Source organism: Amycolatopsis sp. NPDC104775 (genome assembly GCF_055583325.1).
Window position 1 is genome coordinate 29,688 of sequence record NZ_JBVJOE010000007.1, and the last position, 12,765, is coordinate 42,452.

Sequence of the window (12,765 nt, forward strand, 5' to 3'; positions counted from 1 at the left end):
CCGACGACTGAGGAGAACTGACGTGATCACCACCCAGGCCGCCGTGCTGAGCGCCGTGAACGAACCGCTCGCCCTGACCGAGATCCAGGTTGACGACCCCGAACCGCACGAGGCCCGGATCGCGGTCTCGCACGTCGGGCTGTGCCACAGCGACCTGCACTACAAAACCGGGACCGTGCCGATCGGCCTGCCCGCCGTCCTCGGCCACGAAGTAGCGGGCGTGGTCGAATCGGTCGGCTCGGCGGTGACCGGTCTCCAGCCCGGGGACCGAGTGGTCGGCGCGCTGACACCGTCGTGCGGCCGCTGTCCCAACTGCGAAACCGGGCGTCCGACGCAGTGCCAGCGGGTCGCGGAGGTCCGCCGCCGTCTGAGGCCCGCGTTCCAGCACCTGGACAGCCGCCCGATCGAGCGGCTCGGCGATCTGGGTGCGTTCTCGCAGCACACGCTGATGCGGGAGAACGCGCTCGTCAAGCTTCCCGACGACGTCCCGTCGCACGTGGGTTGCCTGCTCTCGTGCTGCGTCATCACTGGAGTGGGCGCGGTTTTCCGCGGTGCCGAGGTCCGCCCGGGAAGCACCGTCGCGGTGGTCGGCTGCGGCGGGGTAGGCTCCGCCATCGTCCAAGGCGCTCGCCTCGCCGGAGCGTCAGCGATCATCGCCGTCGACCTCGATGACGCACGGCTGCGGGCCGCACGCAAGTACGGGGCCACGCACACCGTCAACGGCGGTAGCGAAGATGTCGTCGCCGCGATCCGCGAACACCTCGGCGACGGCGTCGACTACTCGTTCGAAGCCGTCGGTTCGGCACGCACCGCAGCGACCGCCCTGGCCGTCCTGCGCCCGGCCGGAACCGCCTGCCTGGTCGGCATCGCGCCGGATGGGACCGACTTGAGCCTTCCCGCGTCGGACTTCTTCTTCCAGGAGAAACGGCTCATCGGCTCCTACATGGGCTCCGGGCAGGCGCGCGAGGACATCCTCCAGCTCGCGCGCCTGTACCAGCAGGGCCGGCTGCTGCTCGACGAAATGGTCACCGCCGTGATCCCGTTCCGCGACATCGACGACGGGTTCGCCGCCATGCGATCCGGCGACGTGACCCGCATCGTCGTCGACCTCCACTCCCGAAGGTGAGCCCGATGTCCCCGAGCGACCGCACAGTGCCCGTCCCGCTGAACTACATCGCCGACGAATGGAGCGAATGCGAAACGCTCCCCGACGCCTGGAATCTCGACCCCAACACGCGCCAGCCCGTGCATCAGATGGCGACGACCGCCCCAAGCGACGTCGAACGCGCCTTGCAGCACGCCGAGCGGGTCTACGACATCGGCGCTTGGGACGACGACGCCCGGCGCGAGCGAGCCAGCATGCTCGAGCGAGTCGCGGCGAACCTGGCGGAACGCATCGAAGACATCGCCCGCGCGGACTCGCTGACGAGCGGCGTGCCGATCAGCGTCACGAGGACAGTCGCGTCATTCCTGCCCGCACGAGTCCGTTCGGCAGCAACGGATCTGGTCGCAATTCCCCGGATCACCGCACTCGAAGCGGGCGGCCGCGACGTCCGCCTCTACCGGCTGCCGTTGGGACCGGCCGCGATCCTCACGCCCTGGAACGGACCCAGCTTCATCCCGGCGGCGAAGGTCGTGAGCGCCGTGGCCGCCGGATGCCCGGTCATCCTGAAACCTTCGGAACACGCGCCGAGCAGCGCCCAGATCGTTGTGGAGTGCTTCGTCGCGGCCGGACTGCCCTCCGGTGCCCTGCAACTCGTCCACGGCACCGGAGCCGTCGGGGCCGCGCTGACCGCCGACCCGCGCGTCAAGGTGGTCTCTTTCACCGGCGGCCCGGGCGCGGGCCGCGCCATCGCCCGGTCCGCTGCGGAGGATTTCAAAGTCCTCCAATTGGAACTCGGCGGCAACAACCCGGTTCTCGTCCTTGAGGACGCGGACGTCGACGTCGCCGCGGACGGCATCGTCGAGGGGTTGACCAAGTTGAATGGGCAATGGTGCGAAGGCCCCGGCAAGGTCCTCGCGCCCCGGCGCATGACCGCCGCGCTGCTCGATGCCTTGAACCAGCGCATCTCCGCGCTCGAGATCGGCCACTCGCTCGACGAGAACGCCGACTTGGGCCCGATTTCCAATGCACCGCACTACGAAACCCTCGTGCGCCGGATCGCGGACCTGCGCGCTTCGGGAGCCGAAATCTCCCAGCCCGCACGGCTTCCCGCCCTCGACGGTTTCTTCCTCTCCCCCACGATCGCCTCCGGAGCCGACCCCGCGCAGGCGAACTCCGAACTCTTCGGCCCGGTCGTCTCCGTCCACGCGGTCGACTCCGACGAGGAGGCGCTGCGGATCGCCAACGCGAACCCCTCCGGGCTCGACGCGTATGTCTTCGGCACTGACACCGACCACGCGATGGAAATCGGCTCGCGCGTCGTCGCCGGGGAAGTGCGCATCAACGGCGCGAAACTCGCCGACCTTGCTGACGGTTCGGCCCAGACCTTCTGGGGGCCAGCGGGCATCGGCGGACACGGTCCCGCCGAGTCGGTCCGGGTGTTCTGCGGGGACCGGGTCGTGGGCGTGGACTCGGCCGATCTTCCGATTTGAGGGGCGCGTTCGGGGACGGGGTCGTGCGGAGCCGACCATGCTTGAGACCAGGACACGCTGGGACCGGCTTCGATTGACGGTCAGCGGCGCCCGCAGGGGAATCCATGAGCACCTAAGTCAGTGTCAACAGCATCCGCATGTTGCTCGAACCAGAGCCGCGTGCTGTGGTGGCGCGTCCGCTGTGCGGCCGAACGCAGCCGTAACGCACCTGACAGACCATCGCCCTGCGGATGCAGTTCGGGATTGTCTAGGTCGGCGGGAGGCCGGAAGCCGCAGGTCCGGCAATAGCGGCAACCAGCTGACATCGTTGCGCAGACGGTAAATCGCCGATAACTGCGACTACGACCGTTTCATAGCTTGATTTCGCCCCGAGTTCCTTGTCCTCGCGGTACACGATCCGGGCTACGCAAGACTGGGCGCCGTAACCGCCGGCTTTGAGGAAAGCTTCCCGGCCGCCAAAGCGGACGGGCTGCCCGTCCTCAGCAGTCAGCGGCGGGCGTCGCTCAAAGGTCACCAAAAGCTTCACCGGAATAGTGGTGCTGCGCCATCGGCACTCCCAGCCACCGAAACCCACCTCGGGCCGTAGCGCGTCAACGCCGGGAAATCGGCCGAGAGCAGTCGCGTCCAGCAGCGTGCAGGCGTTCACCCACGCCAGCGACGCCGCGGGCGCGGGCGCTGTGCGGCGAGGGACGACCCCTTGGGCCAGTACCTCCAGTGCCCCGGTCGTCGCCGCGTCAGCCAAGGTGCACAAGTCCGCCTTCTCCTGATGGGCGTCTCGCGCTCGGAGCACGACGTGCGTCCGGTCCGCGAGCAAGATCGTCCGGCTGCATTCGACGTTGGTGGGCCGATGACGGATGACCGTCAGCGGGCCGTGTTTCTCGTGTTCTCCGGGGAAATTGCGACTGGTGTCAGACGGATCCAACTGCACTATGACATCGACGTCGGCTCCTTCCCGGATGTGCAGGAGCACGCGACACTGATTGAAGTTTCCGTAGCCGGTGTCGAGTTCGGTCTCGCCGAAGCGGGTCAGCTCGTCCGGGCGGGCAAGCCCGCACGGATCAGCGGCACGAGGGTCTCCGACCGTGAACAACTCCTCTGCCGCAGCCTGTCGCCGAGGGGAGGTGGAGACGACGGGAACTGAACCTCCCAGGCTGCCCAGCACAACCGCGATGACCGCCCACGCTGCGGCCCGGAAGACCGACGTCCGATGGCTGACCCGCCGCGGGCGGCTGAGCGCATCCGCAAGCATCTGCACGGCTTGCGCCGCATCGGGTCGTCTCCGTGGTTTGCGGGACAGCAATGCGGACAGCACCGGCTCCAGCTCCCCGGCCCGACGCGAAACAGCGATCTCGCCGCGTGCCGCTCGGCGCACCAGAGCCAGCGGATTTCCCACGCCGACCGGGGACACTCCCTCGATCGCGGCGAACAATGTCGCACCCAGCGAAAAGACGTCCGAGGCCGAGGTAGCTTCCGCCCCGTCCGCGACTTCGGGTGCGAGATAGCCCGGTGTTCCGATGATCGCAAAACTCTGCGCCAACGTCGTGTCGCCGAAATTCACACGCGAGATGCCGAAATCGCTCAGCTTCGCCAAGCCGTCCCCGGTGACCAGCACATTGCTCGGCTTGACATCGCGATGCACCACGCCCGCGGCATGCACCGCCGCCAGCGCACTGGCCAGCTGCACGCCGATACGGCCGACCTCGCGCGGAGAACGCGGCGGCGTGTCCGCCAAGCTGCGGGCGGGCACGTATTCCATCACCAGCCACAAATCGCCGTCGTGCTCCACCAAATCGTACAAGGTCACCACGTTCGGATGATTCACCCGCGCGACGATTCTCGCTTCGCGCCGCACTTGCTCCGCACGCCCTGGATCCCGAACAGTGTCCGCGGGCAGTGCGCGCTTGAGAGCGACCACACGATCCAGCTTCTCGTCCGAAGCGCGCCAGACCATTCCCATCCCGCCCGAACCGATCCTGCGTTCCAGGCGATAACGACCATCGACCAGTTCGCCAGGGCGCATGCTCGACCCCCTCAGACGCTTCGCTCAGCTCAGGCGAGACACCGAGCTACCGTAGCCCTGGATACCTACTGTGAGGCTGTCCGGCGCGGCTGCCCAAGCACGCAAGCGACTTACGCGCACACGCTACGAACGCCAGAAGCCGACCGTCTGTTCGCCGACCGGATCGACGCGCAATCCGTGCGCTCCGCCCGTGCCGTCAGCTCCACGGCTGGCTGATGAACAGGTAGCCCCCTTGCTCACCGGCCTTCCGCTCCGGGCAGGCGTTCCCCCGCCCGGCCCGGCCGGGGATGTCCCGCCGAGCGCCCGGCTGAGCCTTGCGGCCGATGTCCTTCGAGTCCACGACCAGCCCCACCGCGAGCAGAACCACGACGATCCCACCCACGACGACGAATGCCTCCAGCATGACTGCCCCCTCGCGGTCAGCGGTTCATCTTTTTGTCTCGGTGCCTCACATTACGACGACACCGCGCCGACGACGGGAAACTTGACGAGCATTTAGGTTGCCCGCCGAGCTTTGGGAATATTCCTTCTCATTCGCAGGCAACCGGAGTGGCCACTGCACCGACGGGGCCTGGCTGCCAGCAGCAACGCGGGAACGGCTGCGGTTCGGCACGGAAAATTGCGCCTTCAACCGGCGGCCTACCGCATCCGGAAAGGGAATCGAACACGCCAACCCCTGTGGGGCATGCCCTTACCGACCACCTCGGCCTCCTACCAGCCGACCGGCCTTGACGCGGTGCGGTATAGCTCGATCAAGGCTGCACGATGGCGGCAAGCCGAGCGGGTTTCAGCGAGGGCGACAGTCCGCGCACGGGATGCCCGCCGTCGACGCTGTTGAGCACTCGCCAATCGCTACCGGCAAGCTGGTACGCGCCGAATTCATCCGGGCACCCCGCCCCCGGACCGTTATCCGCAGCGAAGTTCTCCCGCGAACTGAACGACGCCGACGCTGTGCTGGACCAAACCCGCGTCGCCAGGCGGGGTCCGCAGCCAGCCACGGCTGCGGAAGGTTCCGCGGCAGCCTTCGAACCGGCCCGTCGCCTCCACGACGGTGTACTCCACTTCCAGTGTCGACGGCTCGCCGGGAGCGCCTGGGCTCAGGGCGGCTCGATCGTTCGTGTAAAGCCTGGAACCATCATTGTCGAGGAACTGGTGGAACATGGTGTAGGTAAAACGTCCGTCACCGGCTTCCGCCAGTTCGCTCGTCTGCTCGCCGTACGCAGCACCGTCCACAGTGCCTGTCACGGCACCGATTCCGGTCGTCTTCGTCAGGGTGAAGAGCGTGGCCGAACCCGTCATGCTGAGGCGGTCGCCGACCACCGCGGCAGTCTGATCGGTCATGGCTTTCCTTCCGTTGTGTCGAGGTCGCCTGTCGATTCAGGATCGGTCTGTCTCCCGGGATCGAGCAAAGAACCTTGCCGAATTAGCAAATTTCGTTCCTTGTACCGGGCGAGCGCCTCGCAAACGACCCCCGGTGACCACGCCGACCACCATCACGGAGTGACTCGAGGTGAATCGCGCCGCCTCCGCCTCTAGTCTGGGCTTGGGGTTGCCGAGGGAGGGCCGATGGCGGATGCCACGACGGAAGTTCTCATCGCCGCATTGGTCCAGGACCGGAATCTCCGGTTGATCTCGGAAGCCGAAGCAGTCCGGAGAGTGCGCGAACTGCCGGGAATCAGCCACCAGGCCGCCGAGCGGCTCAGTGGCCTTCCGTTCCGCGAACCTCGGCAGTTCTCCCGGCTCGAGCATCGCCGCAATTTCTTCCTTCTCCTGCACGAGAACGTCCGGCCACGGGACAGGAACTCGCTCGGGCCGCGGTGGGCGGCGCTGCACGTCGTCAACGCGACCATCGACATTCTCGCCGAGCGGCACGATCCCCGGCTCATGGCGGACGCCATCCGTCTGGCCTCCGAGTTGCTGGCGGAACATCCGTTTCCGGAGTCGCTGATCGCCGCCGGGCGCGTGCGCTTCGAGCCGTTTTCGATCGGGGTCGGATTCCGGAGCATTGGCGAGTCTCTCGCGGTTCGCGAACTCTCCCAGGCGTGGACCGACGGATTCCCGATGCCGCTCTCCTGGGCACGTCAGGTTTCCTCACCCTCGTTCTCCGGGTTGGAAAGGTTTCCCGAGCTGGAGGATTCGCTCGATCAGGCCACCGCGCTGTTCCAGCGGGCCGCGGAAACCGGCGAAGGCCGGGATCGCGGCCGGGCGCTGGCCTACCTGGCTCTCGTCGGCCTGACGCGGAAGTCCATCGGCCAGCCTGCCGACCTGAGGCGCATCTCGGACCTGCTCGCGGAGGCCGGAACTTTGATGTCCGCCAAGGACGATCCGGTCGTGTGGGCGCGGATCTTCGAGTTCGCCGGAATCTTCGACGATTCCTCGGTGGTCCTGCGCTGGCCCCGCCTCTACCAAAGCAGCAAGCCTGGGCCGATGGTCGCCGAGTTCGGCCTGTACGGCGCCGCGTGGGCCTACACGTCCGGAATAGAGTGGGCGATCGCGACCGACGAGAACGGCGTCGCGGCACGGCTCGCCGGGGTTTTCCTGCCGTATCTGCCGTCGGCGGGCATGGAACAGGCCCGCATGCGCATCGTCCGGGCGGGAGCGCATTGCCTCCCTGGCGACCGGACGTCGTGCGAAGACCATTCGGGGGCCACTGCGCCCGGCGCGTTCCTGGCCCGGGGCGACATCGCGGCAGCAGTGCACAACGTCTACCACAACGACTGCGACCTGGATGTACTCCAGGAACTCCACAACGCTGTCGGCTCCGAGGGCCCGGTCGGGGCCGCACTCTCCCTTGCCGCCGCGCAGCGCGAATTCGACCTGCCTTCCGCCCTTCGCGACCCCAGCACGGGAGACGCGCTCTTGACCGCCGATGCGATCTCGCGCTATCTGGTCATGGGATACCCGCAGACGGCGACACTGGGCATTTTCGCACTCGCCGAGCAAATAGAACACTACCCAGCCACTTCGGCAGCCGATATCGCCTTGCTGCTGACGAGAGCGCACTTCATTTCTTCCGGATCCGGTCACTTCCTGGAATTTTCCGGGCGAGTGCTGTGGCAAAAGGTGCTGAGCACTCTCGCCATCGTCGCCGCGGACCGGAATTTTCCCGAAGTCGACCAAGTCTGGCTTCTCCTGCACCAGATCGCGAAAGGCACGACGCTGGCCGGGGCGATGCGCGCCGACCGCCACGAGCAGGACCGCCAGCTCACCTCCGGCCTGCTCGGGGCTTTGACCGGGCTTACGGTCGAATCGCTGGTCAGCGAGAAAGCACCGCAGCGTTGGCGGGTGACCGGCGACCTTTCCCCGCACTTCTCCGCGGCAGTCTCCACCCTGGAAACAAGCGCGGGGGCGACGCCCGAAGAGCGCGCCGCGAACGGGCGCCGCCGCTATCACGAAACACTGCAAACACACCTCAGCCGTTCCGCGCTGGCCGGGCCGCGGCCCCGCACTGTCGCGGACGTTCAGCGCGTTCTTTCCCCGGGCTCATGTCTGGTCTCTCTGCTCGTCGGCGACTTCCGCCGCGACCGCGGCATCGGAGTCATGGCCCAACTGGTGGCCAAGAGAACCACCCGTCCCCTCGCAGTCTGGAATACGGAGCAGTTCGCCGTCGGTATCCGCCTCGGCGACGCGGATACCGGTGTGCTGACCATGTCGACCGTCTTCGACGGCGCGTCTCTCTTGAATACTGTGCAAGACGACCCGCTCCACCGGGACGTCTCGCGCACCGCCGCTGCCCACCTCGCGAGCCAGGCAATGACGATCGAACCGATCCTGGCGCTGCTCGCGCGTGTGCGGCACACTGCCGCCATCACCGAACTGTGCCTCTGGGGGCACGAAGCCAGCCACGTCCTGCCGTTCTGGCTGCTCCCGTTCGAAGACGGGATAGTCGCCGACTACTTCTCCGTGTGCCTGCTCCCCTGTCTCGAGCCGCTCTTCTGGCGACCGGCTACGGCGTCCCGCGACGGAGTGTTTTCGATCGCCTCGGCCAGCGGCGGTGTCGAGCACGGCCTGCCCCGCGAGGAGTCGGTAGAGCGCAGCGCGGCCGAGATAGCCGCGGCATTCGGCTGCTCGCCGGTGCTCGGCGAGCGGGCCACTCCCCAGGAATTCCTCCGGCACGCCGGTGAGACCCCTTACCTCCACCTGGCCGCGCACGGCGCCCAGGATCCCGACGCGCCCATGTTCCACTGCCTTTTCCTGAACGGCGAAAACGGCCGCCTGTTCGCCCACCAGATCCTCCAGCGCGATCTGAGGGCAGTCCGGCTGGTGACGATCGAAGCGTGCGAATCACTGCTCGTCCGGTACGACTGCGACGACAACCTGACCGGTTTGCCTTCGCTTTTCCTGCGCGCCGGCGCAGGCGCGGTGATCGGCGCGTTGTGGCCCGTGCAACCAGCGGTGTCAGCGGTGTTCTTCCGCTGCCTGTATCAGAGCGTTCGCCGTTCCGGAACGGTTTCCGGCGCTTTTCGCTATGCTCAGCAACGGACCCGGCAAGAATTTCCGCAGTACCGGGATTGGGGCACGTTCTGCATGGTGGGCCACCCGGGATAGCACCGAACCGGACAGGGAGCAGCATGGACGAGCCGCCGTTCGCGATCACGATCCGGCCCGTACGGGAACACGACGTGGTGCTGCGCCCGCGCGACACCCTCGGCGGCGACCCGTGCGGCGCGGTCGCCAAGCGCATGTCCCTCGGCGAGCCGGTCCTCGCCCCCGTGACGCGACCGGAGGCGGACCGGGAGGCTCTGCGGGAGCACCTCGAACGCGAGCGCGAACGATTCGATTTCTTCGAACTCCACCTGGTGATGACACTGCGCCCGGACCTCGCCGAACCGTTCGTCGAAGCCGGGCTCGGAGTCAGGCTGACCACGCCGGACCGAACTGCCGCCCAGCCTGTCGCCTGGTCGTTGTACCCGCTGCAGGAGACGTCGCCGGTGAAGGTGACCAGCCAGATCGGGCTGAACGCCAACCTCGGCTTCCTCAAGTCCGCGGCCTCGCAGAACACCGAACGGAACCGGAACGAATGTTTCGCGCTCGGCCTGGGCGAACGGGAAAGCGATTTCGAGTGGCGCTTCCGCCGGACGGCGAATTGCGAGCTGGCCGGGGTTCTCCGGATGTTCGCGGTGCTCAAAGCGCCGAAAGAAGTGCCATTCGAAGCGCTGCTGACGGTGTCCGCGACAGTACGCCGCCCGAGGGGTGGCCAGGTGCGGTTTCGCGCTGAACTTCCGGAAGCAGTACGGCGGGCGACCAGCCACAGCGAGCTGCCTTCGTGAAGAGCGCGGCCGCTGCTCCGGACCGGCGGAACTTGCCTGGTCCGGGCGCGGCGGAGAACCGCGTTTCGGCGCCGTCGCCGAGCACCCGGGCGGAGCCCCTCCAGAGGCTCCGCCCGGGCGGTCCGGTCAGCTGTGCAGGTAGTGCGCGTCCCAGCCCTGCAGCGGGGCGAGGTTGTTGCACTGGGCGACGAACGTGTAGACGCCCTTCTTGTTGACCTGGTCCAAGCCGAACTGGATGCAGGTGCCCAGGAGGCGGTTGCGGATGGTGCCGTCGTCGTAGAAGACCCACTGCTGTTCGGCGCGGCCGTTGCAGCCCCAGCCCTCCAGGCGCGGGGCGGGGTCGCCGAGGCCGGTCGCGGAGGGAGACAGGCAGCGGCCGTCGTTGGTGCTGTGGATGGAGCCGTCGGGGGCGATCGCCCACTGCTGGTTGTAGCTGCCGTTGCAGTTGTAGGTCCAGACCTTGCGGCCGTCGCCTCTGCTGTCGTCGGAGTCCTCGTCGATGCACTTCGTGCCGTTGAAGTAGTACGACCCGAAGGCGTAGTAGCCGACCGGCTGCACCGGTTTGGGCGCGGCGGCGGGAGCCGCGACCGCGGGAGTCGCGGTGAACAGCGCGCCGGCGAGCGCGAGCGCGCTGGCCGACCAGGCGAGGAACTTCTTCTTCATGGCGTCTCTCCTTGATTTCGGGGTATCAGCTGACATGAGTTCGAGTTATCGACTCATTCATCTCAGCTCATGGACGATCGTGGATGACGCATCGGCCGCTGTCAACTAAGATGAATCCAGAAGCCGGAGATGTTCACCCCAGCAGAGGAAGACCCGCGATGGCCTCGCTCGCCGAGAAGATCGACAAGCTGTTCGACGTCGTGCGCAAGGCAGGCCGCGAGCAGTACTCCAACGAGGAGGTCGCGAGCGCCTGCCGGGAGGCGACGGGGGAAACCTTCTCGGCCACCTACCTGTGGCAGCTGCGCACCGGCCGCCGGGACAATCCCACCAAGCGGCATCTCGAGGCGCTGGCCGGGTTTTTCCAGGTCCCGCCCGCCTATTTCTTCGACGACGAGCAGAGCGGCAAGATCGCCGAGGAGCTGGAGCTGCTGGGCGCGCTGCGCGACGCGGGGGTGCGGGACGTGGCGCTGCGCGCGGTGACCCTGTCCCGGGCCGGGCTGGGGACCATCAGCGACATGATCGACGCGATCGCGCGAAGAGAAGCGGGCGAGTAAAGCGGGGACTGGGGGGTTCGTGGATCGCAAGCTGTGGCGAAGATGCCGGAAGCTGGCCGACGGCCTGGCGCTGCCGGAGCCCTTCGACCCGGACGAGTTCGTGCGGGCGGTGGCCGCCGGCCGGAACCGCCCGATCGAACTGCTGCCGGCCCGGGCGATCGTCGGGGGCCTGTGCGGGCTGGTGATGTCCACCGAGCGCACCGACTACATCCTGCTGCCCGCCAACACTTCCCCGCTGCACCGCCAGCACATCCTGCTGCACGAGATCGGGCACCTCGTGTGCGGGCACGCCGGGACCGGCGCCGTGGACGTCGGCGCGCTGCTGCCCACCCTCTCCCCCGGGCTGGTGCAGCGGGTGCTCGGCCGTTCGGTCTACACCGACGTGCAGGAGCAGGAGGCGGAATTGCTGGCCACCTTCGTCGCGCACCGCGCGGCCCGCGGCGGCGATCCGGCCCCGCCCGCCGGGGACGCTCGCGTCTCGCGCGGGCTGGCTCTGGTGGAGCGGTGGTTCGGGTGATCGAGGCGATCGGCTACTCCGGTTGTCTGGGCGCTTTGCTCGCCGTGGCCGCGAAGGTGGAGTCCCGCCGCCCGGCTCCCCCGCCCGGGATCAGGTATTTATGCCTGTTCATCGGCTGCCTGGCCGCCGGGATCACCCTGCTCGCCGTCCGGGGCGGCAACGCGGCGGGCTTCCTGGGAGACGAGCTGAAACTCGCCTCGCTCGCGTTTCTCGTCCTGTTCGCGCGCTCGCTGTCGCCGGGCCAGCCGACTCCGCGGCAGGTTCGTTGCGCCCTGCTCGCCACCGGCGAGGTGCTCGCGGTCAACGCCATCCTGTTCATCGTCGCCGACGCTGGCGAAGTCGACGGGCACACCGTGGTGAGCGGGACTGGCGTGCGGGCGCTGGTGGTCTACTACGTGGTCTACGCCTTGGCCGCCGGGGCGGCGCTGTCGCTGTTCATATTCCTGATCTGGCGGTACGCCAAGCGCTTGGCCCCGGGCTCGCTGCGGCGCGGGCTGCAGTTGGTCATCGCCGGGGCCTCGGCCGGTCTGCTGTGGACCGCGTGGGCGTTCGACGACGTGCGGAGCCTGCTGGCCGCCGGGCAGGTCAGTGCCGCCGAGGACACCCCTTCGGTGCTGCTCGGCGCGGTGGCCGTGACCCTCGCCGCCGCCGGCGCGACGCTTTCGGCTTGGGGGCCGCGGCTCGGCGCGCCCGTGCGGTGGCTGCGAGCCTATCTGGGCTACCGCCGGCTCGGTCCTTTGTGGACAGTGATGCGGGAGGCGGTGCCGGGCATCGTGCTGAACACCGGCGGTGGCGTGCACCTCGCTCTCTACCGCCGGATCATCGAGATCCGGGACGGGCACATGGCGCTGCGCGAGCACTTCGATCCCGCGGTGGCCGAACAGGCCGCGTATGCCGCCCGGCGCACCGGCATCGCTCCCGACCGGATACCCGCCGCGGTCGAAGCCGCCTCCATCGTGGCCGCGGTGGCCGCCCATCGCGCGGGCCGCCGGTTCAGCACCGCGGAGGACTGCCGCCCCACTGGGCTCGCCCCGACTATCGCGGCCGAAACCGCCTGGCTCACCGCGGTGTCCCGGGAACTCCGGCGGCCCCGGGCGGTCTCGCGCTGACATCGGAAGACCCGGCCGTTCGTCCGGAGGTCCCCGT

11 protein-coding genes are annotated in these 12,765 nt (G+C 68.1%); 7 read left to right on the plus strand and 4 right to left on the minus strand.

The genetic code is table 11. The features are described from left to right. Positions 1-22 precede the first annotated feature (22 nt). Complete coding sequence (locus tag ACZ63D_RS28750) at positions 23-1,126, plus strand: Zn-dependent alcohol dehydrogenase (RefSeq protein WP_465357479.1); 1,104 nt, start codon at positions 23-25, stop codon at positions 1,124-1,126. Positions 1,127-1,131: 5 nt separating this feature from the next. Beyond that, on the plus strand, positions 1,132-2,595 hold the full coding sequence (locus tag ACZ63D_RS28755; RefSeq protein ID WP_465357480.1) for an aldehyde dehydrogenase family protein: 1,464 nt from the start codon (positions 1,132-1,134) through the stop codon (positions 2,593-2,595). Between the two features lie 247 nt (positions 2,596-2,842). On the opposite strand, the gene ACZ63D_RS28760 is transcribed toward ACZ63D_RS28755, so the two are convergent. The 3 genes from ACZ63D_RS28760 to ACZ63D_RS28770 form a co-directional block, all read right to left on the minus strand. Beyond that, complete coding sequence (locus tag ACZ63D_RS28760; protein ID WP_465357481.1) at positions 2,843-4,615, minus strand: serine/threonine-protein kinase; 1,773 nt, start codon at positions 4,613-4,615, stop codon at positions 2,843-2,845. Between the two features lie 196 nt (positions 4,616-4,811). After that, positions 4,812-5,018, minus strand: a complete 207-nt coding sequence (locus ACZ63D_RS28765; RefSeq protein WP_465357482.1) for a hypothetical protein — start codon at positions 5,016-5,018, stop codon at positions 4,812-4,814. Between the two features lie 503 nt (positions 5,019-5,521). After that, complete coding sequence (locus ACZ63D_RS28770) at positions 5,522-5,956, minus strand: hypothetical protein (protein ID WP_465357483.1); 435 nt, start codon at positions 5,954-5,956, stop codon at positions 5,522-5,524. 225 nt (positions 5,957-6,181) lie between these two features. Between ACZ63D_RS28770 and ACZ63D_RS28775 the strand changes: the two genes are divergently transcribed. Both ACZ63D_RS28775 and ACZ63D_RS28780 read left to right on the plus strand, forming a co-directional pair. Then, a complete protein-coding gene (locus tag ACZ63D_RS28775) occupies positions 6,182-9,163 on the plus strand; it encodes a CHAT domain-containing protein (protein ID WP_465357484.1) in 2,982 nt (993 codons plus the stop codon). Positions 9,164-9,186: 23 nt separating this feature from the next. Next, positions 9,187-9,885, plus strand: coding sequence for a hypothetical protein (locus ACZ63D_RS28780; RefSeq protein WP_465357485.1), 699 nt, complete (start codon positions 9,187-9,189; stop codon positions 9,883-9,885). A 126-nt stretch (positions 9,886-10,011) separates the two neighbouring features. Here ACZ63D_RS28780 and ACZ63D_RS28785 read toward each other — a convergent pair whose 3' ends face one another. Beyond that, positions 10,012-10,548: a ricin-type beta-trefoil lectin domain protein gene (locus tag ACZ63D_RS28785; protein WP_465357486.1), complete on the minus strand. Its 537-nt coding sequence runs from the start codon at positions 10,546-10,548 to the stop codon at positions 10,012-10,014. 158 nt (positions 10,549-10,706) lie between these two features. Here ACZ63D_RS28785 and ACZ63D_RS28790 point away from each other — a divergent pair, with 158 nt between their 5' ends. Genes ACZ63D_RS28790 through ACZ63D_RS28800 form a run of 3 tightly spaced genes read left to right on the plus strand, consistent with a single transcriptional unit; the run spans position 10,707 to position 12,728 of the window. Beyond that, positions 10,707-11,102 carry an XRE family transcriptional regulator gene (locus ACZ63D_RS28790; protein WP_465357487.1) on the plus strand — a complete coding sequence of 132 codons (396 nt, stop codon included), beginning with the start codon at positions 10,707-10,709 and terminating at the stop codon, positions 11,100-11,102. A gap of 19 nt (positions 11,103-11,121) precedes the next feature. Continuing rightward, on the plus strand, positions 11,122-11,619 hold the full coding sequence (locus ACZ63D_RS28795; protein WP_465357488.1) for a hypothetical protein: 498 nt from the start codon (positions 11,122-11,124) through the stop codon (positions 11,617-11,619). After that, entirely contained in the window at positions 11,616-12,728 is a 1,113-nt protein-coding gene (locus ACZ63D_RS28800) for an MAB_1171c family putative transporter (protein ID WP_465357489.1), read from the plus strand. The genes ACZ63D_RS28795 and ACZ63D_RS28800 overlap by 4 nt, the downstream gene beginning before the upstream one ends. Positions 12,729-12,765 lie beyond the last annotated feature (37 nt).